The following is a 26,559-nucleotide window of genomic DNA, read 5'->3' on the forward strand; positions in this document are numbered from 1 at the left end:
AATTTGCGTTACCCGTTCGGCAAAGCTATTGTCCGCCGCATTCGAAGGAGAAGCACGATGCGCGAGAAAATCGCCGAATCCATGAAGAGCGCGATGAAGTCGCAGGACAAGCACCGCCTGCCGACGCTGCGGTTGATCCAGGCTGCCATCCACGACCGCGACATCGCCAATCGCGGCGCCGGCAAGCCGCCGGCGAGCGAGGAGGAAATCCTGCAGATCCTCGCCAAGATGGTGAAGCAGCGCGAGGAGTCGGCCAAGGCCTTCGAAGACGGCAAGCGGCCGGAACTCGCGGCGCAGGAACGTGGCGAGATGGAAATCATCCGCGCGTTCCTGCCGACGCAGCTCGACGATGCGGCAATCACGTCCGCAGCGCGCGAGGCGATCGCCGCGACCGGTGCTGCCAGCCAGAAAGACATGGGCAAGGTGATCGGCGCGCTGAAGCAGAAATATGCCGGCCAGATGGATTTCGCCAAGGCGAGCGCCATCATCAAGGGGCTGCTTCAGTAGGGGCGCGGCTTCACGGACCCTTGCACATCGGAACCGGCTGTGGCGGCGGTGCCGGATGGTCCTTCTTGTACTGCGCGATGATCGGTTCCAGCGTCTTCTTCGGCCAGAATTTCGGCGAGCCGATCTCCTTCAGGCAGGAGGCATTCCAATAGGCTCCCGCAGCTGAGAGCGCTTGGCCAGCGGCTTTTGCACGCGCGACAGCAGCGATGTCGCGCGACTCGGGATAGATATAGAGCGTCGTCGGGTTGTTCTTCACGATGGGGATGATCTGCTCGGCATCGGCAGGCGACCAGCTGGTGCAGCCATTGCTGCGGCCGCCGGCATAATTCACCAGCTTGCCGAACGGGACCAAGCCGTCATGGTCGGCGTACGAGCTGTTCGGATCTTTGCGCAGGCACATGCCCCTGAGCAAGGCAGCCGGATGCCCGCCGATCACGCGCTGCCTGGCGTTCGCCGCTTCGCCTTCGCCGTCGAACTGGATGAAGCTGCGCATGAACACCGCGTTCTGCGCGCCGACGCGGTAATAGCCCTTGAACGACGTCTTGGTCTCGGCGGTGATGTAGGCTCCGCCGGCCGTCAGCTCGGAGTCCATCGCGTTGCCGAAGTTTTTCGCGCAACGCCGGCCGTTCGAGAAATCGGCAACGCCTTTCAGGTTACGGCCGCCGCCATGGCCCGAGGAAACCGCGCGGAAGAGCTGCTTGCCTTCGCAGACAATATAGTAGCGCTCGCCAAGCACGCTGTTGCCCAGGTCGCCGGGCCGAGTCGCATCCATGGCGAAGTAGCAGGGGTTGCTGACCGAACCATCGCTTACCTTTTTCTGGTAGAGCGCGCGCGCCCGCTCCAGCACGACCTGCGAGATCTGGCCTTCGCCATCGCCGACATGGCGCTGCAGCCAGTCGGGAACGTTCGACGGCCGCAACGCCGCAAACGAGCTGACCGATGCCGTCAGGGCCGCGAGGATCGCGACAAGACAGAAGATGGCCGCGCCCAGCGGAACAGATCTCAACCGCACCGTTATGCCCCTCCTGTCGAAGCGTCTCGTACCTGTGAATCACCCGACCCGATCATAGAAGGTCTTCTATCCATCGGCGAAACACTTCTAGTTCAGCGCGTCGTTTGGAGGCGGAATCGCGGCGACGACATTTCAAGACGCCATCTCCTCGATTTTCGGTCGGCATGGATTGGGCTATCATCTGATTCCGGCGCGCCCACGCCTCCTCCCTCCATCGGAAAGCATTGTTCATGCAGGGCAGTCGATCACTCAACCAACTGTTCGAGCACCCAGGCACAAGGAGGGACTGCTAAGACTGCTCGCGGCAGGAGGTATTTCGATGCGGCTTTCCGCACCCCTCTATCATCTGAAACGTCAGGCGAGGCTCCTGTCTCGCAGCGAAAATATCCCCCTTCACAAGGCGCTCGACCACGTTGCCGCCAAGGAAGGCTTCGGCAATTGGAGCCTGCTTGCGGCCAAAGCCGCCGAGGCCGCGCCCGCCGGCAAGGTGTCAGCCCGGCTGATGCCCGGCGACATGGTTCTCGTGGCGGCGCGACCGGGCCAAGGCAAGACGCTGATGAGCCTCGAACTCGCCGTGGCGGCCATGAAGCAGGGCAATCGCGCTGTATTCTTCACCCTGGAATATGTGCATGCCGACATCCTGGACCGGTTCCGTGACATTGGGTTCGATTCGACCGACTTCGGCCACCTGTTCGAGTTCGACAATTCCGACGCCATCAGTGCGGGCTACATCATCGAGAGGTTGCGGTTGGCGCCGCGCGGCACGCTGGCGGTCATCGACTATCTGCAACTGCTCGACCAGAAGCGGGCGAATCCAGAGCTCATGGTCCAGATCCGCGCGCTGAGATCGTTTGCCCGGGAACGCAGGCTGATGCTGGTCTTCATCTCGCAGATCGACAGGTCCTATAATCCCGCCACGAAACCGTTCCCGGATATCGGCGATATCCGGTTGCCGAATCCGCTCGACCTGTCGCTGTTCGACAAGGCCTGTTTCCTGAACAAGGGTGAAATCCAGTTTCAGGAGACTTGAGGGCGATCCGTCCGGCGGCTATCCGTGCCTGTCTCGACAGGAAACGAGCCATGATCGAAATCGTCAAACCGGCGCTCGAACACCTGCCGTCCTACAAGGCGGCGCTGGAGCGCGGGTGGTCACCCGACGATGTGCGACTTTTGCAAGCAACGCGCGAGGAACTGGCGGCCATCGAGCAGGACCCCGTCGCCTTTCTCGCCAGCCTTGACGACCCCGAGGCGAAGGGACCGCCCATAACCTTGCCCGACGGCACCAAGGTCGCGCGCTGCCGGGCTTCCGGCGCTGGATCTGGGATGGCGAGGCCGCCGGCTCGATCGGCTTTCGCTGGCAGAAGGGCGCGTCGGCGCTGCCTTCGCATGTGCTAGGCCATATCGGCTATGCGGTGGTGCCATGGAAGCGAGGCCGCGGCTATGCCACCGAAGCGCTGCGGCTGATGCTGGACGAGGCGAGGGCGGTCGGGCTCGACCATGTCGAGATCACCGCGAAGCCGGGTAATCCGGCCTCGCACAAGGTCATCACGACCAATGGCGGCAGGCTCGTCTGCCGCTTCTTCGAGGACGCCGTCTATGGCGGCGCAGAGAGCCTCAAGTTCCGGATCGACCTTTAGATCGGAATGATTCGGCGTTTATTCGCCGGGCTTGGCCAGCCTTCCTTCTTCCGCCTTGTAGTAAAACTGGCTTGCCACCAGCCAGCCCTTGAGCGGCCTCAGCGGCGGGATGCAGGTCAAGAGAACGATCGGCACCGAAACGAAGGCGTGGAACCACATGGAGGGCTCGAAGGTCACCTGCGCCCAGACGGCGAACAGCACCGAAGGCACACAGGCAAAGCAGATGACGAAGAAAGCCGGGCCGTCGGCGGGATCGGCAAAGGAATAGTCGAGCCCGCAGACATCGCATTTGGGCGCCAGTTTCAAGAATCCCTCGAACAGGTGGCCCTCGCCGCAGCGCGGGCAGCGGCCGCGGATCCCTACCTGCCAGGGCACCAGATGTGGATAATGCGCATGGTCTTCCATGATCGTCGCTCCAGTGGACCTCGCATTGGCCAGGTCGGCCTTGAGGTCTCGGATACATACATATATCATACTTGTATGCATACAATGCGACAAAATGTATGGATTGGTGGCAAGTGAGCAATGAAAGCGATATCGGCTGGCTCCCGGTTCTGCAGGCAGGGCCGCGCCCGGTCTATCTCAAGATCGTCGACGCGCTAGCAGATGCCCGCTCGATCGGCCGCTTGCAACCCGGCGACAGGTTGCCGCCGCAACGGGAACTCGCCCGGTTGCTGGGGGTCGATCTTACGACCGTCACGCGCGCGTTTTCCGAGGCCAGGCGCAGAAACCTTATCGATGCAACGGCGGGCCGCGGCACCTTCGTGACACCCGGCGAACCGGAAGAACCTGTCCTCGATCTGAGCATGAACATTCCGCCGGCGCCGGCCGGCCTCAACCTGCCGGCCTTGATCCGGGCGGGTATCGAAGGGCTGCTCAAGCGCTCCAGTGCGGAAGCGCTGCTTTCCTATCATCCCGGTCCGGGCTCGCCTGTGGAGCGCGCCGTCGGCTCGTCATGGCTTGCCGCAACGCAGGATAGGCTGCCGGTCGACAGGGTCGTTGTCGGTTCAGGCGCGCAGGCGTTGCTCACGGCCATCCTGCTTTCGCAGACGCATGAGGGCGACACGATCCTTGCCGATGCGCTGACCTATCCCGGACTGATCGCGCTGGCCCAAGCTACGCGACGCAAGCTCGCCGCTGTCGGAAACGATGATGAGGGGATGCGGCCGGATGATCTCGAGCAGGCGGCGCGACGGCATGGCGCCCGCGTTCTCTACCTCAATCCGACGCTTCAAAATCCAACCGCGCTTGTCATGTCCGAAGGCCGGCGTCGAGAACTCGCCCACATGGCCGACAAGCTCAAGCTGATCATCGTCGAGGACGATCCCTACAGCCGGCTGCTCGCCGCGGCGTCGCCGGCATTTCTGAACCTGGCGCCGGAGCGGACCTTCCATGTTGCGACATTGGCGAAATGTATCTCGCCTTTCCTGCGCACGGCCTTCCTGGCGGCGCCTGACGCGCAAGCCGCCGAGCGTATCGCGGCGGCGATACGCGGCACGACCATGATGGCGCCGCCGCTGATGACGGGTCTCGCCTGCGAGTGGCTGCGAAGCGGTCTTGCCGAGGAGATCACCGCCGCCGTGCGGGCCGAGGCACGGGCCAGGCAAGAGATCGCCCGCAACATTTTGCCCAACGGTTTCGCGGCGTCGGAGTCCAGCCTGCATCTGTGGTATCCACTGCAGAGCCAGTTGCGCTCGGCCGAACTCGCCGACATCGCCCGCCGTCGAGGACTGGCCATCAGCCCCGCGGAAGAGTTCGCCGTCGGGCACGACTTCGCCAACGGCTTCCGGTTGGCGCTCGGCGCTACTGCCAACCGGGAAAGGTTGAAGGAAGGCCTTCACAGCCTGGCTTCCATCCTTTCGGGGGCGCCTGGCTCGCGACTGAAGATCTGAGACAACAGGCTGACAGGATGCGCAGGCCTGTTATTCCGCTGCCGCCGGCAGCGGCGGCGTCGCGCGGCTGCGCCATTCCCAGGTCTGCGAGGCGACAGCCACCATCACCGCCACCAGCATCGCTGAAGCGCCGGCGAGCGGCAGGCTGCGATAGCCGTAGCCGGCATTGAGCATCGCCGCGCCAAGCGATGCAGCCAGCGCGATGCCGACATTGAAGCCGGACGGGATCAGCGAGGAGGCGAGGTTGGAGGCATCGGCCGTCCAGGCGAGGATGCGGGTCTGGATCGGCGCGCCGATGGCGAAGTTGAGACCACCCCAGATGATGATGGCGATGATCATCGGCATCGGGTAGGGGCTGACGAGATGGATGATGCCGAGCGTCACCGCCTGCAGGGCAAGCATGGTGATCAGAGACGGCATCAGCTTCCAGTCGGCAAGCTTGCCGCCGACAAAAACGCCGATCGTGGCGCCGACGCCGTTGAGCAGCAGCACCCAGGGGATCAGGCTCTCGTCGAGGCCTGTCACTTCAAGCAGCGTCGGCGTGATGTAGGTGAAGAGACCGAACTGGCCGATCATCAGCATCAGCATCAGGATCAGCGACGTCCACACCTGCTGGCGGCCGAGCACGCGGACCTCCCGCGCCAGGCCAGCCGGCCGGTTCGCGGCGCCGGCCGTGCGGGGCAATAGCGCAAGCATGGCGACAATCGCGATGATGCCCAGCGCGCCCATCACCCAGAAGGTCGCGCGCCAACCCCACAGGCTGCCGATCGCGGTACCCGCCGGCACGCCGATGACATTGGAGACTGTCAGGCCCGAGAGGATCACCGCGACAGCGCGGCCGCGCTGGTCCTCGCGCACCAGGCTGACCGCAACCACCATGGCGACGCCGAAATAGGCGCCATGCGCGACCGCGATCGCGATGCGCAGGAAAAGCATCGAGGTGAAGTCGGGCGCCAGCGCACAGGCCACCTGGCCAAGGGTGAAGGCAATCGTCAGCCCGAGCAGCAGCGTTTTGCGCGAAACCTTGCTGGTGGCTAAAGCCAGCAGCGGGCCGCCGATGGCAATGCCGCAGGCATAGCCGGAGACGAGATAGCCGGCGGTCGGTATCGAAACACCAAGGCCCTGTGCCACCTCGGGCAGCACGCCGGCGATGACGAATTCAGTGGTGCCGAAGGCGAAGGCGGCAAGGAAAAGGGCAATCAGCGGCAGCATGATTCAAACATATGCGAGGAATGCACGCCTCAAACCACGCTTGGGCGGGCGCGGCAATGCAGAAATTGTCGATGCCGCTTTAGCTTTTCTTGAGCGTCGGGTTCTTCCTTCCCCCCTTGGGGGGAAGGTGGATCGGCGCGCAGCGCCGAGACGGATGAGGGGTGTTCCAGCGGAGTGAGACGTTGGCGTTCCCTGGAGCACCCCTCATCCGACCTCGCTTCGCGAGGCCACCTTCTCCCACAAGGGGGGAAGGACGGGTGCTCTACCTAGCCTGCCTTCAATCGCGAGCCGCCGAGCAGGCCGCGCTCCTCGAGCACCGGATAGGCGATCGAGGCAAGCAGCGAGTTGATCTGCTTCAGGTCGCGGATGGTGTCGAGGTGGATCGAGCTCGTCTCGACGCTCTTGGTGGTGCCTTCGCGCAGGCGCAGGAAATGGCTGGCGCTGGTTTCCTTCTCGCGTTCGCGCAGTTGGTCCTTCTCCAACACCAGCTGGCGGGCGGTCTCGGAATCGCGCGAGACCAGCACGTTGAAGGCGAGGCGCGCATTGACCAGCACCGAGGCATGGAAGGCGCAAAGCTCGCGCCAGCCTTCCGGCGTGAACTCCAGGCCGCGTTCCAGCTTCTTCCTGACATGCACCAGCATGTTGCGCACGATGATGTCGCCGACCTGCTCGAGCTTGACGCAGGCGCCGATCAGCTCCTGGCAACGCAACGCCTCGTCCTCGGTCAGCGGGTTCCTGGTGATCTTGGCGAGATAGAGCTTGATCGCGGCGTGCTTCCTGTCGACGCGGTCGTCGAGTGCTGAAAGCGCCTTGATCTTGGCTGGATCCGCATCCTCGTAGAGCTCGATGATGCGCTTCAGCATGATCTCGACCGTTTCGCAGACCCGCACCACCTCGCGCGTGGCGTTGGCGAGCGCCTGGCTTGGCGTGTCGAGCGCGCTCTCGTTCAGTGCCGACAGTTCAACGACGTCGAGCGCTGCCGCCGGGTCCGGCTTGGTGCCGGCCGCCACGATATTCTCGGAAACGCGGTAGACAAGGCCGGCAAGCGGCAGGCCGGCGAGCAGGATAATCACATTGAACAGGATGTGCGCGTTGACGATCTGGTCGGGCACGGCAGCGCCAAGAAAGCCGATCGGCGGCTTCACCGTCATGAACAGGATCAGCATCACCAGCGAGCCCATGCCGCGCATCAGGAGGTTGCCGATCGGCACGACGCGGATGCCCGGATCGGCATTGCGGGTGAGCAAGGGCGCGATGATCGAGGAGCCGAGATTGACACCAAGCACCAGCACGATGCCAAGCTCCGGAGGAATGAAGCCACGCCCCGCCAGCGTCACCAGAAGCAGCACGGCGGCGATCGAGGAATGGAAGAGCCAGGTCACCAGCGCGGCGAGCAGGTAGGCGGTGACGAAATCGCCGGAGAAATAGCTGATGATCATCGGCATCAGCGAACTCTGGCGCAACGGTTCCGACGCCTGGCCGATCATCTCCAGCGACAGGATCAAGAGGCCGATACCGATCAGGATACGGCCAAACTGCCGCCAGTCGCGCCGCTCGGTGGCCATGAACATGACCGTCCCCGCGATCAGGCAGAGCGGCACCAGCAGCGTGAGATCGAAGGTGAGCAGCTTGACCACCAGCGCCGAACCGATCTCGGCGCCGCGCACGGCAAGCTGTCCGGCGGCGCCCGAAACGATGCCGGCGCCGGCGAAGGAGCCGACCAGCAGCGTCACCGCGGTAGAGCTCTGCAGCGCGACCGCCAGCCCGCAGCCGGCCAGCACGGCCATGATCGGGTTGCGCATGGTGGCGCGCAGCCGATGGCGCAGCACGTCGCCATAGGCGCGCTCGACGCCGGTCTTCACCATGCGGGTGGCAAACAGCATCAGCGCCACCGCGCCGGCAAGCTGCAGGAGGACGACGGAGCCGCTCACGGCCGACCTGGCGGGGTGATCGTGGCAACGCGGAGAGGGGTACGAATCTTAGTCATTTCGAAGCTCGGAGATACACCAATTAACATTAGCCGGATAATAGATTTTTCTGATGCGATGATCGTCTCCGCTCGACGGAACATGTCGGAAATGAAGGGAGGCGCATTGGTTGCACGTGCCGCGCAGCGGTTCTTCGCCTCATAACGTCCGACGCTTGGGCGGCGTGGCCAAGCGCGATCCGGGGCCTTGTTGAAGCAACCTGCGCAAGCATCGGAAACCATTACAGAATTGTAATTCTCATGTTCAGTTTCAGTTCATCCATTGGCGGCTATTCCTCGTCTATCGACAACAAGGAATACCGACCATGAAGCGTCTCATACTTTCCGCCGTGACCGCCTCGATGCTGGCCGCCTCGGCCTTGTCCGGCCAGGCCGCGCCGCTCGCCCAACCGAGCGCGCCGCAGTCGAACTACACGCAGGTCGACTGGCAGAAACCCGGCAGGCATGTCGACAAGCGGGTCGTGAAGAAGAAGGTCATCGTGAAGCGCGGCCATTGGCGCAACGGTCAGCGCTATTCCAACTGGAAGCGTCACCAGCCGGTCCGCGACTGGAACCGCCACGGCCTGCGCCGCCCCGGCCCCGGCCAGGAATGGATCCGCGTCGGCAACGACTATGTGCTGGTCAGCATCCTCTCCGGCATCATCTTCGGCGCGATCGCCGCGCAGTAATCCGCCACATCCGGAAATCCAGGAGAAGGCGGCCGCATGGCCGCCTTCTTTTCGTCTGTGAAAAGCGGGTACGATGGGCGAGACAGAGTCGCAGCGCCCGGGCGGCTTGATTATATGGAGGGCAAACGAGTTTCCCTGATGCGCTTTCCGCCCGCCTTCCTCGACGAGATACGCGACCGCGTGCCGATTTCGCAGGTCATCGGCGCGCGCGTCGCGTGGGACAGGAAGAAGACCAACGCCTCGCGCGGCGACTATTGGGCCTGCTGCCCGTTCCACGGCGAGAAAAGCCCGTCATTCCACTGCGAGGACAAGAAGGGCCGCTACCACTGTTTCGGCTGCTCGGTTTCGGGCGACCATTTCAAGTTCCTCACCGAGCTCGACGGCGTGAGCTTTCCCGAAGCGGTCGAAAAGGTCGCCGAGATGGCCGGCGTGCCGATGCCGGTGCGCGACGCCCAGGAAGAACGGCGCGAGAAGGAACGCGCCAGCCTGACCGACGTCATGGAGATGGCGACGGCCTTTTTCCAGGAGCGGCTGCAGAGCGCCGACGGTGCCAAAGCTCGCGCGTATCTGCGCGATCGCGGGCTGACGCCGGCGACGCAGCAATCGTTCCGGCTGGGCTACGCGCCGGACAGCCGCAACGCGCTCAAGGAACATCTCGCCGCCAAAGGCGTGCCGAAGGCCGATATCGAGGCCTGCGGGCTGGTCCGCCATGGCGACGACATTCCGGTTTCCTACGACTGGTTCCGCGACCGCATCATGTTCCCGATCCCGGATTCGCGCGGCAAGATCATCGCCTTCGGCGGACGCGCGCTGGCGCCCGATGCGCTGGCCAAATACATGAACTCGCCCGACACCGAGCTCTTCCACAAGGGCAACGTGCTCTACAATTTCGCTCGCGCCCGCAAAGCCCTGGCGAAAGGCGGCTCGGTGATTGCCGTCGAAGGTTATATGGATGTCATCGCGCTGGCGCAGGCCGGCTTCGACAACGCCGTGGCGCCGCTCGGCACGGCGCTAACCGAGAACCAGCTCGAGCTTCTGTGGCGCATGGCCGGCGAGCCGGTGCTGTGCTTCGACGGCGACCAGGCCGGGCTGAAGGCGGCGTGGCGCGCAGCTGATCTGGCGCTGCCGGCGATCCAGCCCGGGCGCTCGGCGCGCTTCGCGCTGCTGCCGGAAGGCAAGGACCCGGACGACCTGGTCAAGGCGGATGGTCCCGATGCCTTCCGCGCGGTGCTTTCGGAAGCGCGGCCGCTTGCGGATCTGCTGTGGATGCGCGAGACGGCCGGCGGCGTCTTCGATACGCCCGAGCGGCGGGCAGAGCTCGAAAAGACGCTGCGCGAACTCACCAGCCGCATCCGCGACGAAAGCCTGCGCTACCATTACCAACAAGAGATGCGCGAACGGGTGCTGAGTTTCTTCGGCTCGCAGCGCGCCGCGCGGCAGGGCCATCACGGGGGGCGCTCCGACGGCCGGCCTGGCGAGCGGGGCAAGGGGACAGGCCCCGGTGGCGCCTTCGGGCGGGGCGGGGCGGCCGGCGGGCGCGCCGCGATCACCGAGAGTCTCGGCCGCTCGGCGCTGGTCAAGCGAGCAGGCGAGGGGATGTCGGTGCGCGAGGCGACGATCATTGTGGCTCTGGTCAACCATCCGGCACTGATCGACGAGAATTTCGCGCATGTCGAATTCCTCGACCTTGCCAATTCGGATCTGCGCAAACTCCACGCGGCCATTCTCGACGCCATGGCGCATGACGCGGCCGACGAGCGCGGCGCGGTCATCGCAACCATCGAGCGCGCCGGCTGCGGCGGCATCTGGGAGCGCGCGGTCGAGTTGATCAAGCGCGCGCGGCAATGGCCGGCGCTGGAGACTGCCGCACTTGACGATGCCCGCGACGCCTTCAACCAGGCGCTGCACTTGCAGCGTAGCGCCCGCACATTACATAGAGAGCTGAAACAGGCGCAGGCGGCGCTCGATGCAGACCCTTCGGATGAAAACTTCCGGCATCTCGTCGAGATTCAAGCGCAATTCAACGATGTGCAGGCAACGGAAGCGCTGATCGAAGGGTTCGGCGTCTCGTCGGGCAGGGTTGGGCGCGTTTAGGCCGCAACTGCCCCCTGGAAATGAAGTGGAAATGCTTAGCGCGTCGAATCGACGCCTCTAAGTCGGGTAATTGATTCGCTTTTTTCATGCGAATCATGCCAGAGGCGCTTGACCTTCTGGCAGATTGGCGGAATCAGGACGATTCGAAACGTTAACCGTGCCCTGGCGTCGGCGGGAAATTCGAGCGATGTGAGGTGCCGGTGACGACTGGACAGGCAAAATGCCTGCTCCAGATATCAGGGTTAATCTGGACTTAATGCATGTCGCCCAAAAGTGGAAACCGGTTTGGGACAGCGACGTGCACAAAACAAAAGAGATGACGCGGTTACTGGACCGGTGAAAAGCGTTCTGGTGCGAGCGCGTCCAGCATAACCGGTCCGGCAGTTTACGCGGCCTCGATATTCGGCCGCTTGGAGACGACAAAGAATGGCGACAAAGGAAAAGGAAGAGGTCGAGACCGAACGCGAAGGCGCCACCGATGGCCCCCTGCTCGACCTTTCCGACGATGCTGTCAAGAAGATGATCAAGGCCGCGAAGAAACGCGGCTATGTCACGCTCGACGAGCTCAACGCGGTGCTTCCCTCGGAAGAGACGGATCCGGACCGCATCGAAGACATCAATGCGATGCTCAGCGACATGGGCATCAATGTCGTCGAGGACGACGAGCAGGGTGAAGAGAGCGAAGCCGAGGCGCCCGCCGACACCGAGGAAGACGCCAACGAACTCGCCGAGCAGACCGGCACCGCCGTCGCGGCCACGACCACCAAGAAAGAGCCGACCGATCGTACCGACGATCCGGTGCGCATGTATCTGCGCGAGATGGGCTCGGTCGAGCTTCTGTCGCGCGAGGGCGAAATCGCCATTGCCAAGCGCATCGAGGCCGGCCGCGAAACGATGATTGCGGGTCTCTGCGAAAGCCCGCTGACGTTCCAGGCCATCATCATCTGGCGCGACGAGCTCAACGAATCGAAGATCCTGCTGCGCGAGATCATCGACCTTGAGGCGACCTATGCCGGCCCCGAGGCCAAGCAGGCGCCTGTCGTCGAACGCGTCGAGGAAGCGCCCAAGCCCGAAGAGAAGCCGCGCGGCCGCGCGGCGGCACGCGAGGAAGAAGACGACATCACCAATGTCGGCGGCGACATGCGCGGGCTGGAGGAAGAGGAAGACGACGAGGACGAGGCGAGCCTGTCGTTGGCCGCGATGGAAGCGGAATTGCGCCCGCAGGTGATGGAGACACTCGACGTCATCGCCGACACCTACAAGAAGCTTCGCAAGCTGCAGGACCAGCAGGTCGAAAACCGCCTGGCCGCAGCCGGCACGCTCTCGCCCAGCCAGGACCGCCGGCTGAAGGAGCTGAAGGACCAGCTGATCAAGGCGGTGAAGTCGCTGTCGCTCAACGCCGCGCGCATCGAGGCGCTGGTCGAGCAGCTCTACGACATCAACAAGCGCCTGGTGCAGAACGAGGGCAAGCTGCTGCGTCTCGCCGAAAGCTATGGCGTGCGTCGCGAGGAATTCCTCAAGGAGTATCAGGGCTCGGAGCTCGATCCGAACTGGACCCGTTCGATCGCCAACCTGACCTCGCGCGGCTGGAAGGAGTTCACCAAGAACGAGAAGGACACGATCAAGGAGCTGCGCGCCGAGATCCAGAACCTCGCCACCGAAACGGCGATCTCGATCCTGGAATTCCGCAAGATCGTCAACCAGGTGCAGAAGGGCGAGCGCGAGGCCGCGATCGCCAAGAAGGAAATGGTCGAGGCGAACCTTCGCCTCGTCATCTCGATCGCCAAGAAATACACCAACCGCGGCCTGCAGTTCCTCGACCTGATCCAGGAAGGCAATATCGGCCTGATGAAGGCGGTCGATAAGTTCGAATACCGCCGCGGCTACAAGTTCTCGACCTACGCCACATGGTGGATCCGGCAGGCGATCACCCGCTCGATCGCCGACCAGGCGCGCACCATCCGCATTCCGGTGCACATGATCGAGACGATCAACAAGATCGTGCGCACCTCGCGCCAGATGCTGCACGAGATCGGCCGCGAACCGACGCCGGAGGAACTGGCCGAGAAGCTCGCCATGCCGCTGGAAAAAGTGCGCAAGGTGCTGAAGATCGCCAAGGAGCCGATCTCGCTCGAAACCCCGGTGGGCGACGAGGAGGATTCGCATCTCGGCGACTTCATCGAGGACAAGATGGCGATCCTGCCGATCGACGCGGCGATCCAGGCCAATCTGCGCGAGACGACGACACGGGTGCTTGCCTCGCTGACGCCGCGCGAGGAGCGCGTGCTCAGAATGCGCTTCGGCATCGGCATGAACACCGACCATACGCTGGAAGAAGTCGGTCAGCAGTTTTCGGTGACGCGCGAGCGCATCCGGCAGATCGAGGCCAAGGCGCTGCGCAAGCTCAAGCATCCGAGCAGGTCGCGGAAGCTCAGAAGCTTCCTGGACAGCTGATCCGGAAATCAGACAAGCAAATGAAAAGGGCGCCTCGGGCGCCCTTTTCATTTGCGAGCGTCGCCTTGCCGGGGCCGCTCGACAGGAGGATAATTCCCGCGTCGGATGCATTTGTGGGCGACAAGCCGGATGCCCGCCCGGCGTCGACCGTCAACGGCCAGGCGCCCGCACCGTGGCCCCGGAGGGAGGTGTGCATGACAACCTACATCGTGCTTATCAACTGGACCGAGCTGGGCGCCAAGAATGTGCGGGAGTCGCCGAAACGGCTCGATGCCGCCAAAAAGCTGCTGGGGGAAATGGGCGGATCGTTCAAGGCATTCTATCTGACCATGGGCGAATGCGACATGGTCGCCATCGTCGAAGCGCCGGACGATGCGGTGCTTGCCCGCTTCGCGCTGATGCTGTCGTCGGGCGGCAATGTCAAGACTCGGACGATGAAGGCGTTTCCGGAATTCGCCTACCGCGAGATCATCAGCTCGCTTGGGTAAAGTGGCTGAAGGATCGGCGCGGCTGTTGCGAAGCCGCGCCGCATTCCCGATAGTCGCGCCATGCCGAAGCCGCTGCTGACTGTCTGGTACAACACACGCTGTCCGGTGTGCGATGCGGGCATCAGCCACCAGAAGCGGCGACTGGTCGAGGCGATCAAGGCCGGCCGCGTCGAATTCCGCGACATCAATTTCGAACCTCAAGCGCTTTCAGTCTTCGGCGCCTCGCTGGAGGATATCCGCCGCCGGCTGCATGCGACCGATGGCGAAGGGCGGCTGCTGGTCGGCGCCGATGTGGCGATCGCGGTCTGGCGGCTCACGCCGGGCGAGGAGTGGCTGGCGACCCTGTTCGGCAACCCTGTCGCGTTGCCGCTGACGCGCTTTGCCTATGACCGCTTCGCGGACCTTCTCTACGCCTGGAACCGGCGCAAGGGCCGCTGGTAGGCGGCCCCGCGTCCGCATCACCGCGACATGCCATAGGCTTGGCACCATTTACGATACATCTTAAGATATATCTTGACTCCGCAAGCGGTGCACCTTACTTAAGATGTATCGTAAGATATAACTCAGGAGCAACCCATGCACAGGCATAATCATTCCGGGCACAACCACTTCGGCGAGCGCATGTTCATGCACATGGCCGGCAAATTCGGCGGCCGCGGCGGCGGCTTCGGTCCGTTCGGCCATGGCGGCAGGGGCGGTGGACGCGGCGGGCCGGGCGACATGTTCCGCGCCGGGCGCATGCTGGCCGACGGCGATCTCAAGCTGATCACGCTGTCGCTTCTGGCCGATGCGCCGCGCCACGGCTACGACATCATCAAGGCGCTGGAAGAGCGCACCAGCGGCATCTACAGCCCGAGCCCGGGCGTGGTCTATCCGACGCTGACCTTCCTGGAAGAGGCGGGCTACGCGGTGTCCTCGAGCGAAGGCAACAAGAAGGTGTTTTCGATCACCGAGGCCGGCAAGGCGCATCTCGAGGAGAACCGCGAGATGATCGACAGCGTGCTCGACCATCTCGAGCGGTTCGGCCGCAAGATGGCCGCGGCGCGCGAATGGTTCGGCTGGGGCGATGACAAGGACGAGGGCGGCTGGCGCCGCGGCCGTTCGGAAAAGCGCGACCAGTTCCGCGCGCTGCGCCAGCGGCTGCGTGCCGCGCTCGGCGACATCGCCGACGCGCCGGAAGACAAGCAGGCCGAGGCGATCAGCATCCTCGAAGACGCCGCCGACGCGATCGAGGCGCTGGCACGTCGTTAAGGCATTCTCATATGGAAACCCAAAAAGCCCGGATCACTCCGGGCTTTTTGCATTCTGTCGTCGATCGGCATGGGCAGGGATTATTCCTTGCCGACATATTCGCTGATCAGCTTCTCATTGCGCGCCTTCTCGATCTTGGCGGTGGTCTCGGCGGAGATGCGTTCGTCGGTGCGGTACTTGACCAGGTTCACCAGGCTGCCGGTGAGCAAGAGGACGCCCATCGCCCAATAGCCCTTGGTCGAGAGATCGACAGGCGCCAGCCACAGCGACAGGCCGAGCATGAAATAGGCTGCGCCCACGGACACCGTATTGAACAGGATATAGGTCTGATTGCCGTTCATCGTATTGCTCCTTGGATTTGATTGTTTGGGAAAATTGCGGGTTCAACTCAGGGATTTCAGGCGTGCCAGGACGTGCTCAGCGCGCACCTTGGTGGCCGGTCCGTGACCTGCTTGGGCGAGGCGGTCGCGGATCGCCTCGTGGCGCAGCTCGCCGTCGATCTCGTCGAGGATGCCGGCCTCCTCGAACGGGTCGCTGCTTTCCTTGATGCGGGCCAGCAGTTCCTCCGCTTCGTTGAGGCTTGCGGTGCGGCCGATCGAACGGTTAAGGCGCGACTGCGCCTTGCGTTCGGCATCGATCGCCCTGGCGGAAATCATGCCCTGGTTGAGATCGATGATGCGGCGATGCGCCTGTTCTACCGACAGACGCATCCGCAAGGTCTTCTCGCCGAGGCTTTTGACCGTGGCGCGGCGGACCTCGCGCTCGTTCTCGAGTTCGGCGATTGCGGAAGCGCCGCCTTCGGCAAGCGCCTGGTTGTTGGCGGAAAGCGCGCTGAGCGTGCGGGTTTCCAGATCGGCGATGCGGCGGTCGAGCTGGTCGAGGCTGGTCTGCTCGGCACGCTGGCGCACGATCAGCGAGGCGAGCGTCTGCTTGGCGGCTGCGAGGCCCGCCTCCGCGTCGCGGATGCGCTGGGCCAGAAGGTCGATCGCAAAACGATCCTTCAGATTGTCCTCGGCCCGGGCGCTGGCGCCGTCCAGCAATGTCTTGATCAGGCTAAGCATGGTCTTCTCCCTGGTTTTGTGAACGTTGTTCACGAGCTCAACATAGCAGGAAATGAACATTGTTCAAGCCTCATTTTGAACGCTGTTCATGGAGCGCTGGACATGGTAAACGCAAGCAAATGGAACGAAATCCGCGCGGGGCGCCCCGGTTCCGCGCGCAAGGACAGGAAAGAGCATGGCGCTGGACAAGGAAGAAATGAGCGAGAAGGTGCTCGCCATTGCCGAGGCGCTGCTCAACGAGGGCGGCGCCGACAATCTGAAAGCGCGTAGCATCGCCGAGCAAGCCGGCATTTCGGTCGGATCCGTCTACAACCTCTTTGCCGATCTCGACGAGGTGCACCGTGCCGTCAACATGCGGCTGCTCGACCGGCTCGGCGCGACGGGCCTGGCGGCCATGGCCGATCTCGAAAGGCAAGGGGTAACCGATGTCCGGCATCGCATCCTGGCGATGGCCGCCGCCTATGTGCGGTTCGTCGAGGCGCATCCCGGCAGCTGGCCGGCGGTGCTTGCCTTCAACCGCCGCCGCGCGACGCGGCCTGGCCCGGATGCCTATGACGCGCTGCTGGATGCACTCTTCGACATCGTCGCCGGCGTGCTCAAGGCGGGAGATTTCGACCTCGACGACGACCGCCGCGCGCTTGCGGCCCGAACCTTGTGGTCAAGCGTGCACGGCATCGTGACCAGCGGCTATGTGGCGAATTCGAACAGCAGGCAGGCCGAGGAGATCTGGCGTCAGGTCGAGCTTCTGGTCGGCGTTTTCGTCAAGGGACTGGAACGCGGCGGCGCATTCGCGCATGCTGAGACAAAAGCGCGTCGCGCTGAGACGGATTCAGGCGACGCGCTTTAAGTGTTTGTCTTGATGCATGTCGTTGTCCCAGAACCGCTGCGCACTTGTGGGCGACATGCATTAAGCCTGCGTGAACAAGGGGCGCCGCGATTCCTCGGCGTCCACGTGGAATGGGAGTTTTGAGAGATGTCTTTTCTGAAAAAGCTTTTTGGCGGCGGCAGTAGTGAGGCGACGGAGACCGGCACTGCCAAGCCGGCGAAGCAGGTTGAGCACAAGGGGTTCCTGATCAGCGCGACGCCCTACAAGGCCGAGGGCCAGTACCAGACCTGCGGCGTCGTCTCGAAGGAAGTGGACGGCGTGATGAAGGAACACCGCTTCATCCGCGCCGACCGCTTCGCCGGGCTGGACGACGCCGTCGACATCTCGATCAAGAAGGGTATCCAGTTGGTCGACGAGCAGGGCGAACGGATGTTCGGTTAGCTGCCGCAGCGGTTTCGGATCCCGCCGGCTCGCTGCTCTCCGTTCGATCAGAACGAGACCTTGTCGCCGCCCTTGAGCTGCAGGATCTGCCGCGCCTCGTCGGGCGTGGCGATGGAGGCGCCGAGGCCTTCGATGATCTGACGCACCTTGGTCACCTGTTCGGCGCTGGAGCGGGCGAGCTTGCCCTTGCCGATCCACAGCGAATCCTCCAGGCCGACCCGCACATTGCCGCCGAGCGCGATCGCCTGCGTGGCGATCGGCAATTGATGGCGGCCGGCGCCCAGCACCGACCAGTGATAGTCATTGCCGAACAGGCGATCTGCCGTGCGCTTCATGTGGGCGACGTCTTCTGGATGCGTGCCGATGCCGCCGAGGATGCCGAACACGCTCTGCACGAAAAAAGGTGCCTTCACCAGGCCGCGCTCGACGAAATGCGCCAGCGTGTAGAGATGGCCGATGTCGTAGCACTCGATCTCGAAACGCGTGCCGTTGTCGGCGCAAGTGCGCAAGATGTGCTCGATGTCGCCAAAGGTGTTGCGGAAGATGCGGTCGCGCGACGATTCGAGATAGGGCCGCTCCCAGTCATGCTCGAAGGTCTTGAACCGCTCCAGCATCGGGAACAGCGCGAAATTCATCGATCCCATGTTGAGCGACGCAACTTCGGGCGCGAACACTTTCGCCGGCCTGACCCGCTCTTCCACGCTCATCGTCGCCGCACCCCCGGTGGTGATGTTGACGACGCAGTTGGAGCGCTGTTTGATGATTTGCAGGAACGGGGCGAAGGCCTCGGTCGATTGATCGGGGCGTCCGTCGACCGGATTGCGTGCGTGAAGGTGGACGATTGCAGCTCCTGCCTCGGCCGCCTCGACGGCCGCGGTGGCAATCTCTTGCGCCGTCACCGGCAGATGCGGCGACATTGACGGTGTGTGGATCGATCCTGTGACCGCGCAGGTGATGATGATCTTGTTCTGGTTTGCCACTTCGTTTTGCCTCGACCTTCGCTATTTGACCGCCCCTTGCGCGATGCCGGGAATGAACTGTTTCGACAGCACGACATAGAGCAGCGTAATCGGCAGCGCCGCCAGTGTCAGCCCGGTGAACAGCACCCCAAGTCGGTGGTGAATTCGCCGACGAACACGGTCAGCCCCCTGCGGCAGTGTCTTCAAATCGTCGGAGGTGATCAGGACCAGGGGAAAGAAAAAGTCGTTCCAGATCGGCGACATGCAAAGAGGCAGGCGCCGATCGGCGCCTGCCTCTTTCATTCGTGAGACCAAAAAGCAGTGACTATGCAGCTGCAGCGATGTGGTCCGCATTGGCGGCGGCGATCGCGTCGACCTTGGCGGTGGCCTTGGCAAGTGCTGCGGTGACGGCATCAGCACCCATGCCGACGCCCTCGACACGGATGACGTCAACGTCGGTCATGCCCAGGAAGCCGAGCACGCTGCGCAGGTAGGGAACCGCATGGTCCATCTGCACCGCGGCGCCTTCCGAATAGATGCCGCCGGAAGCGAGCACGATATAGACCTTCTTGCCGGTCACGAGACCCTTCGGGCCGCCTTCGCCATAAGCAAAGCTCTTGCCGGAGCGGGCGACATGGTCGACCCATGACTTCAACGTCGAGGAGATGTTGAAGTTGATGAAGCCGGTGGCGAGGATCACGGTGTCGGCGGCGAACAGCTCATCGAGCACGGAATCGGAAACGCCCACGACCTCGGCCTGGCGCGGGGTACGGGCTTCGGCCGGCGTGTAGATGCCGGTGGCGTAATCAGGGTCGATATGCGGCAGCGGATTGGCAACCAGATCACGCACGACAAGCGTGTTGGACGGATCGGCGGCGACCAGCTTCTGAGCAAGGTCGGTGGCGACGCGGGTCGAATGCGAAGCAGCGCCGCGCGGGCTGGACGTAACGAGAAGAATAGACATGGCGGTGTCCCCTTGGGGTTGGATTGAACTTTCCTCGCCAATATGGGATTGCCGCCTTATCCATGAAACTGGTATAATATGTATACAATCCATCAACAAAATAGATGATACGCATGCAACCAAACCCGACCTTGGATCAACTCCAAATCCTGGTAGCAGTGGCCGACACCGGCAGCTTCTCGGCAGCGGGGCGCAAGCTCAAACGGGCGCAGTCGGTGGTGAGCTACGGCATCGCCAATCTCGAAGCACAGCTCGGCCTGAGGCTGTTCGAGCGCGAAGGGGTGCGTGAACCGCAGTTGACCGATGTCGGCAAAGCGATGCTTGAGGATGCAAGGCGCATGATCGACGTCCTGCAGCGCATCCGCTCGCGCGCCGACGGCTACAATCAGGGGCTCGAGGTCGAGGTCGCGCTGTCCGTCGACGTGGCGCTGCCGTCGCCGGTGCTCGTGCGGGTGCTAAGGGCGTTCGAGGAGCAATTCCCGACGGTGATGCTGCGTCTGCACGTCGGCTCGCTCGGCCTGATCCCGGATAACGTCCTCAGCGGGCAGGCCGATCTCGGCGTCAGCGGTCTGCTGGGCGAGGTCGTCAACGACGTGCATCTTGTGGCGATCGGTTTCATGTCGATGGTGCCAGCCGCCACGCCCGACCATCCGCTTGCGCGACTGCCGAAGCCGGTGGCGCTGGAGGACGTGCGCGAATACACCCAGCTTGTCGTCACCGACCAGTCGGAGCGCACCAAGGGGCGCGACTACGGCGTCTTTGCCTACCGAACCTGGCGGCTCACCGACATGCGCACCAAGCACACGCTTATGCGCGCGGGACTGGGTTGGGGCGGGCTGCCGCGCTGGCTAATCGCCGACGATTTGGCGAGCGGTCGACTGGTCGAACTCGATCTAGAACCGTACAGGGAGACGAGCGCCCCACTGTTTGCCATGCACCGCAACGATCGCAGCCCGAAACCGGTGGCTGCCTGGCTGATCGATCAGTTCAAGCGCGAGCTCGGCTGTTTCAACGAGTTCGAGCCGGGCTTCGCGACCGAGCCGGAGCCAGCCCGTCAATCAACGACATGAGAACAGTGCGGTAATCCTCGGGCGAGTTGCCAGCCTCGATGGCCAGCGCCGCCCGATCGAAGGCAGCGGCCAGAAGGGCGGTCAGCGCCCCGACCGGCAATCTCGTCATTGCTTGCGCGCGCATCGCGGCGACAAGCCCCTCGCGCAGCGATCGGTTGCCGTGACGGTTGTCGATCTCGTCCATGGCGGCGCGGCCGAGCACGGCCGGGCCGTCGAGCAGCAGAAGCCGCGTGCGGCCGGGCGCGCGCATCGCCTCCAGATAGGCGTCCGATCCGGCAATCAGCGCGTCGCGGGCAGAAAGAGCGGACGGTGAGGCGCGGTCCACCTCCGCTGCCACGATCTCCGCTTCCTGCTCGACCACGGCGGCGAACAATGCCTGTTTGTCGGCGAAATGGTGGTAGAGTGCGCCGCGTGTCACTCCGGCCGCCGCGACGATCTCCGGCGTGCCCGTCTCGGCATAGGATTTTTCAGTGAACAGTCTTCGTGCAGCGCGGATCAGGTCGGCGCGCGTCGCCTCGGTGCGATCACGGTTGGAGCGGCGCCCGGATTCCATTTGCATACATGCAGCCTGTATGTTATCTCATTTACATACAAACTGTATGTTATGCGATGGGAGAAAGAAAGATGAAGACGACAAGCTATTATCCAGTGCTGATGACCGGCGATGTCGCGGGCACGGCTGTCTTTTATGTCGAGCATTTTCGCTTCAAATCGCTGTTTGAGAGCGACTGGTATGTGCATCTGCAGTCGGCCGAGGATCGCCGCGTCAATCTCGGCATCGTTCACGGCGACCATGAGACGATCCCAGAAGAGGGACGCGGCCGCACTTTTGGCCTGCTGATCAATTTCGAGGTCCGCGATCCCGATGCGGTGTACCAACGCATTGTCTCGGCCGGCCTGCCGATTCTGTGTCCGCTGCGAGACGAGCCCTTCGGCCAGCGCCATTTCATCACCAAGGATCCGAACGGGGTGCTGATCGACGTCATCAAGCCGATCCCGCTCAGCCCCGAATTTCAGGTGCAATTTGTCGACGGATCAACAGCCGGCTAGAGCATGATGCCGAAAAGTGTGAAGCGGTTTTCGGACGACATCATGCTCTGTCTCTTTGAGCCGGAGGCGACGGCCTAGCCGTTCCTTGCCACGGGCGTCACCGCCACTTGGCTGACGCCGGTGCGGCGCACGACGGTGCAAAGCGTCTCGCGGCCGATGCGCTCGGCGTCGAGCATGCGCACGAGATCGTCAACGCCGGTAACCGGCCGGCCGTCGATGGCGGCGATGATGTCGCCTTCCTTCAGTCCGGCCATTGCGGCGGGGCCGTTCTTCTCGACGCTGCGCAGGCGCACTGCCGTGTTCGTAGTCACCTGCGACAAGAGTGCCGCCCGGCGCGGCAGGTTGGTCGTGTCGGCCGAGATACCGATGAAGGCACGCCGCACGCGGCCGAAGCGGATGATCTCGGAGATGACGAAATTGGCGGTGTTGGAGGCGACCGCGAAGGCAATGCCTTGCGCGCCGTGGATCATGGCCGTGTTGACGCCGATCACCTCGCCCGCCGACGACACCAGCGGACCACCGGAATTGCCGGGATTGAGCGCGGCATCGGTCTGGATGACGTCGTCGATCAGCCGGCCGGTCGAGGCGCGCATCGAGCGGCCGAGCGCAGATACGACGCCGGCGGTGACGGTCCACTCGAAGCCGAGCGGATTGCCGATCGCAATCGCGATCTGGCCTCGGCGCAGCCGCTTGGAATCGCCAAGCGGCGCGACATCGGCAAAGTTTCCGTCGGCGCGCACCAGCGCGATATCGGTGTCGGGATCGCGGCCAAGCACACGGCCTTCGCGAGTGGCGCCATCCGGCATCGTGACGCGCACGGCGCGCGCATCGCCGACGACGTGGAAGTTGGTGACGACCAGCCCGTCCTGAGCAATGACGAAGCCGGAGCCATGGCCGCCGGCGCCGATGCGCTCGATGCGGCAGACGGCCGGGCCGATGCGATCGACTGCGTCGGCGACGGATGCCGAATAGGCATCGAGCAGGATGTCGTCGGGTGGAAGTTTTTCGGCCACTAAAGCCATCGGTGTGTTCCCATGTGGAATGATGTTTTTCCTAGGTGCGTGTCGTTGCCCCAAAACCGCTAAGCACTTTTGGGCGACACGCACTATATGTGCGGAGCAGCCGCAGGCGCCGCGACCTGACCACATGGCCAGTCCGGCCGGCGACTAGCCGTCAGGCGAGTACCCGCGACGGCGCTACGGAGCGATATCTGGGGCACCGAACCCAGGAGATATTCTTATGAGCGACTTCAACCTGAGTGCCTTTTCCGAAGCCATTGCCGACGTAGCGGCTACCGCTGCTCCGGCGCTGGCGAGTTTTACCACGCACCATCACCGCACCGCGAGCGCCTTCCACTGGCGCGACGGCTTGCTTGTCACCGCCGAGGAAGCGGTCGAGGCCGGTGAGGAGATCGAGCTGACACTGGCCTCGGGCGAGACCGTCAAGGCCGAACTCGTCGGGCGCGATCCTTCGACGGGCGTTGCCCTGCTGAAGCCGGCTTCCGCTGCCGCCGGTCTGCCGCAACTGGCGCAGGCCGGCGCTGTACGCCCCGGCAACCTGGCTATTGCCGTCGGCAACAGTGACGGCGCCGCGCTTGCGGTCTTTGGCACGGTCGGCGAGGTCGGGCCGGCCTGGCGATCGATGCGCGGCGGCACGATCGACCGGCGCATCAACCTCGCCATCAACACCGGCGGGCGCTTCGAGGGCGGCCCGGTGCTCGACGCCAAGGGTGGCCTGATCGGCATGCTCTTGTTCGGACCGCGCAGGCGCGCGCTGGTGATGCCCTATGAGACGATCGAGCGAGCGGTGGCGACGCTGCGCGAGAAGGGGCACGTCGCGCGCGGCTATCTTGGTGCAGGGCTGCATCCGATCCGCAATGGCGACACGAAAGGCGCCATGGTGATGAGCCTCGACGACAGTGGTCCGGCCAAGGCCGCCGGCCTGCATGTCGGCGATATCGTCGTCGCCTGGAATGGCGAGCCCGTGCATGGCCCGCGCGAGCTTATCCGCAAGCTCGGGCCGGACAGCGCCGGCACCACCGTGACGCTCGGCGTATCGAGCGGCGGCGTGCAGCGCGACGTGTCGATCACAATCGGCGAGAAGCCGCTGAGCTGAGAGGGCCGATGGCGAACAGCGCAGCGCAAACTATCGAGCGATCGCAGCCGGCAACCCACCGGCTGACGGTGCTGATCGCGCTCGGCGACGCTGCGCGCGCCGAGCAACTGACTGACGCGCTTGCGGCCAGCGACGATCTGCTGCCGATGCTGGCTGGAAGCAGCACCGGCCAGGCAGCGGATGTCGCGGTGACCGACGAGACGGCATTGGCAAACCGCGCCATCGGCTCGACCACGCCTGTCGTTCTGCTCTCGCGGCGCGCCGGCAGCGAACAACTGCCCGCCAACGTGCTTGCCGTGTTGCCGACCTTGGCCGACGGCCTGCTGATTGCCGCCGCCTTGCGGTTGGCGGCGTCAGGCTATCGCGTTAGGCGGGCGGAGCCGTCGGAGGTCGCCTCTGATGGCGAATTCCACGGCGAACTGTCCGAGGAGGAGACGCCCGACGACAACCATCCTCGCGCGGCCTTGTCGCCGCGCGAGGCGGAAGTACTGGCACTTCTGGCCGAAGGCGCGCCGAACAAGGTCATCGCCCGCCGACTCAACATCTCGGTGCATACGGCGAAGTTCCATGTCGCCGCCATTTTGATCAAGCTCGGCGCCGCCAATCGCACCGACGCGATCGCGATTGCGATGCGGCAGGGATTGGTGCTGGTGTGATGCCTCAAATGGCCGGTTCGATATCGGTCAGCCGAAAATCTTCACCCTTGAACAGCAGCGGCATCGCTTCGAGCCGGGCGGTGGCGTAAGCGATGCAGTCGCCAAAGTTCAACGCCGCGGGATGACGGCCTTTGCCGTAGCGCAGGAAGGCTTGGCGCGCGACGGCGGCATGCTCGGCGGTGAAGGCAATGGTCTCGATCGAAGCCGCGCGCAGGAAGGCGTCCAATTTATCCATCATGTCGGCACCATGCGCTCCAGCGAGGACCATCGTCGTCTCGACGAGGGTCGGCGCCGGGATTTTGCATTGGTTGGCCCTATCTATGGCAGAAAGGTAGATATCGCGGTCGCTTTCCGCTCGCAGAATGGCAACGATCGCCGACGAGTCGACAATCATCGCGTAGGGATTCCGAGTTCATCGTAACCAAGGATCTCATCATCGGTCATGTCGGAAATTCGCGGAATACGACCCGCTTGATCAGAAATCTCCCTAAGCTTGGTCAGCAGATCAGATTCTTTCGGCCGCGGCACCAGCCGCTCGCGCGCGACTTCGCGTTCGAGCGACTGGCGGATCGCTTCGGTCACGGACACGCGGCGGCGGCGGGCAAGCTCCCGTGCCAGTTGCTCGACTTCGATGTTCTTGATCGACAGTGCCATTCTATATTCTACCTTTCTGTATAGAATATATACTCTCTACGCCGGGGTTCGGCAAGGCGGCGAGGCTCCGCTGCGTCATCACGGACTATATACGCGCGCCCTTGTGTCCGCGGGCCGGTGCGGGCAAGGATTTCACCGAGGAAAGACAGGGAGGCGAAGGATGTCGCTCAACGGAAAGACGCTGTTCATCTCGGGCGGATCGCGCGGTATCGGGCTGGCGATCGCGCTGCGGGCTGCGCGCGACGGCGCCAATGTGACGATCGCGGCCAAGACCGCCGAGCCGCATCCGAAGCTGCCGGGTACGATCTACAGCGCTGCCGAGGAGATCGAGCAGGCCGGCGGCAAGGCGCTGCCGGCGCTTTGCGACATACGCGACGAGGCTCAGGTCGCCGACGCGGTGGCCAAGACGACCGAGCGGTTCGGCGGCATCGACATCTGCGTCAACAATGCCAGCGCCATTCAGCTGACCGGGACGCTGGAGACCGACATGAAGCGCTACGATCTGATGCACCAGATCAACACGCGCGGCACGTTCCTGGTCTCCAAAATGTGCATCCCCCAGCTTAAGTTGGCAAAGAATCCTCATATCCTGAATCTGGCGCCGCCGCTCGACATGAAGGCCAAGTGGTTCAAGAACCACGTCGCCTACACCATGGCCAAGTTCGGCATGTCGATGTGCACGATTGGCATGAGCGCCGAGTTTGCCAAGGATGGCATCGCGGTCAATTCGCTGTGGCCGATCTCGACCATTGATACGGCCGCCGTGCGCAATCTTCTGGGCGGCGCGACGGTGGCGGCGATGAGCCGCTCGCCCGACATCATGGCCGACGCGGCGCATGCGATCTTCATGCGCCCGTCGCGCGAGGCGACAGGCAATTTCTACATCGACGAAGAGGTGCTGCGAGCCGAAGGCGTTACGGACTTTTCGGTCTATGCGCCGGGCGCCGAGGGGGCGCTTGCGGGCGATTTCTTTGTTCCCGACGAGGTGTTCGCCAATTCGGACACGAAGATAACGCGAGCTTTCTAGGCTAAAGGTGTCTGGGGTAATCCATCTGTTGATGCAAAATGCGCACAACATCAATGGATTGCTCACTCATCCGCAGATATACCACGTGAGAGCCGACTGAATATTTCAGCAGGCCAGGTCGGATATCCGAGGCGTTCCGCGCTATCGCCGGAAACTGGTCTATCAGATTCATCGTGGAATGGATGGAGCGGATGTAGGCTTCTGCCCGCTCTGCGCCCCACTGGCTCAGCGAATCATCCCATACACCATCAAGGTCCCGCCTCGCCTTTGGCGAAAACCGGACCGTTCTTTTCATCCGCGTTTCTTTGCCTTGAGAAACGCCTCAATGTCGAACGGCTCAGGGTTGCCCGACATGTCTCCATCGTCGATAGCGGCACGCAGCTGCTCGAGCTTCAATTCCTGTTCTTCAAGAAGGCGAAGACCGGCACGGACGGTTTCACTCGCCGAGCCGAAGCGGCCTTTCGCTATCTGCCGCTGGATGAAGGCATCATACTGATCGCCAAGGGTCACGGAGGTGTTTTTGGACATCTCTCA

General features: G+C 63.5%; 31 protein-coding genes and 1 pseudogene. 17 read left to right on the forward strand and 15 right to left on the reverse strand.

Features of this window, described 5'->3' with window-relative positions:
* The first annotated feature begins 57 nt into the window (after positions 1–57).
* Complete coding sequence (locus ACWGS9_RS18165; protein ID WP_454506540.1) at positions 58–507, forward strand: GatB/YqeY domain-containing protein; 450 nt, start codon at positions 58–60, stop codon at positions 505–507.
* 10 nt (positions 508–517) lie between these two features.
* On the opposite strand, the gene ACWGS9_RS18170 is transcribed toward ACWGS9_RS18165, so the two are convergent.
* Positions 518–1,519 carry a hypothetical protein gene (locus tag ACWGS9_RS18170; RefSeq protein ID WP_454506541.1) on the reverse strand — a complete coding sequence of 334 codons (1,002 nt, stop codon included), beginning with the start codon at positions 1,517–1,519 and terminating at the stop codon, positions 518–520.
* Positions 1,520–1,838: 319 nt separating this feature from the next.
* Here ACWGS9_RS18170 and ACWGS9_RS18175 point away from each other — a divergent pair, with 319 nt between their 5' ends.
* Both ACWGS9_RS18175 and ACWGS9_RS18180 read left to right on the forward strand, forming a co-directional pair.
* Positions 1,839–2,549 (forward strand): DNA helicase, encoded by a 711-nt coding sequence (locus tag ACWGS9_RS18175; RefSeq protein ID WP_454506542.1) that lies wholly within the window; start codon positions 1,839–1,841, stop codon positions 2,547–2,549.
* Positions 2,550–2,599: 50 nt separating this feature from the next.
* A pseudogene (locus ACWGS9_RS18180) lies at positions 2,600–3,156 on the forward strand (GNAT family N-acetyltransferase).
* 18 nt (positions 3,157–3,174) lie between these two features.
* On the opposite strand, the gene ACWGS9_RS18185 reads toward ACWGS9_RS18180, so the two are convergent.
* Positions 3,175–3,561, reverse strand: coding sequence for a DUF983 domain-containing protein (locus ACWGS9_RS18185; protein WP_454506543.1), 387 nt, complete (start codon positions 3,559–3,561; stop codon positions 3,175–3,177).
* Between the two features lie 113 nt (positions 3,562–3,674).
* On the opposite strand from ACWGS9_RS18185, the gene ACWGS9_RS18190 reads away from it, so the two are divergent.
* Complete coding sequence (locus ACWGS9_RS18190; protein ID WP_454506544.1) at positions 3,675–5,048, forward strand: aminotransferase-like domain-containing protein; 1,374 nt, start codon at positions 3,675–3,677, stop codon at positions 5,046–5,048.
* A gap of 30 nt (positions 5,049–5,078) precedes the next feature.
* Here the strand turns inward: ACWGS9_RS18190 and ACWGS9_RS18195 are convergent, their stop codons facing one another.
* The gene (locus ACWGS9_RS18195) at positions 5,079–6,263 is read right to left on the reverse strand and encodes an MFS transporter (protein ID WP_454506609.1); all 1,185 of its coding nucleotides are present in this window, start codon (positions 6,261–6,263) and stop codon (positions 5,079–5,081) included.
* A 263-nt stretch (positions 6,264–6,526) separates the two neighbouring features.
* Positions 6,527–8,191, reverse strand: a complete 1,665-nt coding sequence (locus tag ACWGS9_RS18200) for a Na/Pi cotransporter family protein (protein WP_454506545.1) — start codon at positions 8,189–8,191, stop codon at positions 6,527–6,529.
* 361 nt (positions 8,192–8,552) lie between these two features.
* On the opposite strand from ACWGS9_RS18200, the gene ACWGS9_RS18205 reads away from it, so the two are divergent.
* The 6 genes from ACWGS9_RS18205 (at position 8,553) to ACWGS9_RS18230 (ending at position 15,202) form a co-directional block, all read left to right on the forward strand.
* A complete protein-coding gene (locus ACWGS9_RS18205; RefSeq protein WP_454506546.1) occupies positions 8,553–8,915 on the forward strand; it encodes an RcnB family protein in 363 nt (120 codons plus the stop codon).
* 138 nt (positions 8,916–9,053) lie between these two features.
* The gene (gene dnaG, locus ACWGS9_RS18210) at positions 9,054–11,009 is read left to right on the forward strand and encodes a DNA primase (protein WP_454506547.1); all 1,956 of its coding nucleotides are present in this window, start codon (positions 9,054–9,056) and stop codon (positions 11,007–11,009) included.
* Positions 11,010–11,435: 426 nt separating this feature from the next.
* Entirely contained in the window at positions 11,436–13,463 is a 2,028-nt protein-coding gene (gene rpoD / locus ACWGS9_RS18215) for an RNA polymerase sigma factor RpoD (RefSeq protein WP_454506548.1), read from the forward strand.
* Positions 13,464–13,657: 194 nt separating this feature from the next.
* Positions 13,658–13,951, forward strand: coding sequence for a GYD domain-containing protein (locus tag ACWGS9_RS18220; RefSeq protein WP_095766734.1), 294 nt, complete (start codon positions 13,658–13,660; stop codon positions 13,949–13,951).
* Between the two features lie 60 nt (positions 13,952–14,011).
* Positions 14,012–14,392, forward strand: a complete 381-nt coding sequence (locus ACWGS9_RS18225; RefSeq protein ID WP_454506549.1) for a thiol-disulfide oxidoreductase DCC family protein — start codon at positions 14,012–14,014, stop codon at positions 14,390–14,392.
* A gap of 135 nt (positions 14,393–14,527) precedes the next feature.
* Positions 14,528–15,202 (forward strand): PadR family transcriptional regulator, encoded by a 675-nt coding sequence (locus ACWGS9_RS18230; protein ID WP_454506550.1) that lies wholly within the window; start codon positions 14,528–14,530, stop codon positions 15,200–15,202.
* A gap of 80 nt (positions 15,203–15,282) precedes the next feature.
* Here ACWGS9_RS18230 and ACWGS9_RS18235 read toward each other — a convergent pair whose 3' ends face one another.
* Both ACWGS9_RS18235 and ACWGS9_RS18240 read right to left on the reverse strand, forming a co-directional pair.
* A complete protein-coding gene (locus ACWGS9_RS18235; protein ID WP_095817392.1) occupies positions 15,283–15,543 on the reverse strand; it encodes a YiaA/YiaB family inner membrane protein in 261 nt (86 codons plus the stop codon).
* A gap of 42 nt (positions 15,544–15,585) precedes the next feature.
* Positions 15,586–16,263, reverse strand: coding sequence for a PspA/IM30 family protein (locus ACWGS9_RS18240; protein ID WP_454506551.1), 678 nt, complete (start codon positions 16,261–16,263; stop codon positions 15,586–15,588).
* A gap of 175 nt (positions 16,264–16,438) precedes the next feature.
* Between ACWGS9_RS18240 and ACWGS9_RS18245 the strand changes: the two genes are divergently transcribed.
* A complete protein-coding gene (locus ACWGS9_RS18245) occupies positions 16,439–17,110 on the forward strand; it encodes a TetR/AcrR family transcriptional regulator (RefSeq protein ID WP_454506552.1) in 672 nt (223 codons plus the stop codon).
* A 126-nt stretch (positions 17,111–17,236) separates the two neighbouring features.
* Positions 17,237–17,530 (forward strand): HlyU family transcriptional regulator, encoded by a 294-nt coding sequence (locus ACWGS9_RS18250; protein ID WP_454506553.1) that lies wholly within the window; start codon positions 17,237–17,239, stop codon positions 17,528–17,530.
* A gap of 47 nt (positions 17,531–17,577) precedes the next feature.
* On the opposite strand, the gene ACWGS9_RS18255 is transcribed toward ACWGS9_RS18250, so the two are convergent.
* From ACWGS9_RS18255 to ACWGS9_RS18265, 3 genes are read right to left on the reverse strand one after another with little or no spacing between them, the layout of a single operon-like run.
* Positions 17,578–18,510: a beta-keto acid cleavage family enzyme gene (locus ACWGS9_RS18255; protein WP_454506554.1), complete on the reverse strand. Its 933-nt coding sequence runs from the start codon at positions 18,508–18,510 to the stop codon at positions 17,578–17,580.
* Between the two features lie 21 nt (positions 18,511–18,531).
* Positions 18,532–18,792 carry an ABC transporter permease family protein gene (locus ACWGS9_RS18260; protein ID WP_454506555.1) on the reverse strand — a complete coding sequence of 87 codons (261 nt, stop codon included), beginning with the start codon at positions 18,790–18,792 and terminating at the stop codon, positions 18,532–18,534.
* A gap of 22 nt (positions 18,793–18,814) precedes the next feature.
* Complete coding sequence (locus ACWGS9_RS18265; RefSeq protein WP_454506556.1) at positions 18,815–19,453, reverse strand: FMN-dependent NADH-azoreductase; 639 nt, start codon at positions 19,451–19,453, stop codon at positions 18,815–18,817.
* Positions 19,454–19,566: 113 nt separating this feature from the next.
* On the opposite strand from ACWGS9_RS18265, the gene ACWGS9_RS18270 reads away from it, so the two are divergent.
* Positions 19,567–20,523, forward strand: a complete 957-nt coding sequence (locus tag ACWGS9_RS18270) for a LysR family transcriptional regulator (RefSeq protein WP_454506557.1) — start codon at positions 19,567–19,569, stop codon at positions 20,521–20,523.
* Here ACWGS9_RS18270 and ACWGS9_RS18275 read toward each other — a convergent pair.
* Entirely contained in the window at positions 20,462–21,082 is a 621-nt protein-coding gene (locus ACWGS9_RS18275) for a TetR/AcrR family transcriptional regulator (RefSeq protein WP_454506558.1), read from the reverse strand. The genes ACWGS9_RS18270 and ACWGS9_RS18275 overlap by 62 nt on opposite strands.
* A 65-nt stretch (positions 21,083–21,147) precedes the next feature.
* Between ACWGS9_RS18275 and ACWGS9_RS18280 the strand changes: the two genes are divergently transcribed.
* Positions 21,148–21,573, forward strand: a complete 426-nt coding sequence (locus ACWGS9_RS18280; RefSeq protein ID WP_454506559.1) for a VOC family protein — start codon at positions 21,148–21,150, stop codon at positions 21,571–21,573.
* A gap of 74 nt (positions 21,574–21,647) precedes the next feature.
* On the opposite strand, the gene ACWGS9_RS18285 is transcribed toward ACWGS9_RS18280, so the two are convergent.
* Entirely contained in the window at positions 21,648–22,595 is a 948-nt protein-coding gene (locus ACWGS9_RS18285; RefSeq protein WP_454506560.1) for a S1C family serine protease, read from the reverse strand.
* 217 nt (positions 22,596–22,812) lie between these two features.
* On the opposite strand from ACWGS9_RS18285, the gene ACWGS9_RS18290 reads away from it, so the two are divergent.
* Together ACWGS9_RS18290 and ACWGS9_RS18295 are read left to right on the forward strand one after the other, a co-directional pair.
* A complete protein-coding gene (locus ACWGS9_RS18290) occupies positions 22,813–23,688 on the forward strand; it encodes a S1C family serine protease (protein ID WP_454506561.1) in 876 nt (291 codons plus the stop codon).
* A gap of 8 nt (positions 23,689–23,696) precedes the next feature.
* Positions 23,697–24,344 carry a helix-turn-helix transcriptional regulator gene (locus ACWGS9_RS18295; protein WP_454506562.1) on the forward strand — a complete coding sequence of 216 codons (648 nt, stop codon included), beginning with the start codon at positions 23,697–23,699 and terminating at the stop codon, positions 24,342–24,344.
* A 4-nt stretch (positions 24,345–24,348) separates the two neighbouring features.
* On the opposite strand, the gene ACWGS9_RS18300 is transcribed toward ACWGS9_RS18295, so the two are convergent.
* Positions 24,349–24,738: a type II toxin-antitoxin system VapC family toxin gene (locus ACWGS9_RS18300; protein WP_454506563.1), complete on the reverse strand. Its 390-nt coding sequence runs from the start codon at positions 24,736–24,738 to the stop codon at positions 24,349–24,351.
* On the reverse strand, positions 24,735–24,998 hold the full coding sequence (locus ACWGS9_RS18305) for a type II toxin-antitoxin system VapB family antitoxin (RefSeq protein ID WP_454506564.1): 264 nt from the start codon (positions 24,996–24,998) through the stop codon (positions 24,735–24,737). The genes ACWGS9_RS18300 and ACWGS9_RS18305 overlap by 4 nt, the downstream gene beginning before the upstream one ends.
* Before the next feature lie 160 nt (positions 24,999–25,158).
* Here ACWGS9_RS18305 and ACWGS9_RS18310 point away from each other — a divergent pair, with 160 nt between their 5' ends.
* On the forward strand, positions 25,159–26,025 hold the full coding sequence (locus tag ACWGS9_RS18310) for an SDR family oxidoreductase (protein WP_454506565.1): 867 nt from the start codon (positions 25,159–25,161) through the stop codon (positions 26,023–26,025).
* A 1-nt stretch (position 26,026) separates the two neighbouring features.
* Here ACWGS9_RS18310 and ACWGS9_RS18315 read toward each other — a convergent pair whose 3' ends face one another.
* A complete protein-coding gene (locus ACWGS9_RS18315) occupies positions 26,027–26,320 on the reverse strand; it encodes a type II toxin-antitoxin system RelE/ParE family toxin (RefSeq protein WP_454506566.1) in 294 nt (97 codons plus the stop codon).
* Positions 26,317–26,553: a type II toxin-antitoxin system ParD family antitoxin gene (locus ACWGS9_RS18320; RefSeq protein ID WP_454506567.1), complete on the reverse strand. Its 237-nt coding sequence runs from the start codon at positions 26,551–26,553 to the stop codon at positions 26,317–26,319. Before ACWGS9_RS18320 ends, ACWGS9_RS18315 begins: the two co-directional genes overlap by 4 nt.
* Between the last annotated feature and the right edge of the window lie 6 nt (positions 26,554–26,559).

This window comes from Mesorhizobium sp. Arg314, from assembly GCF_053714275.1.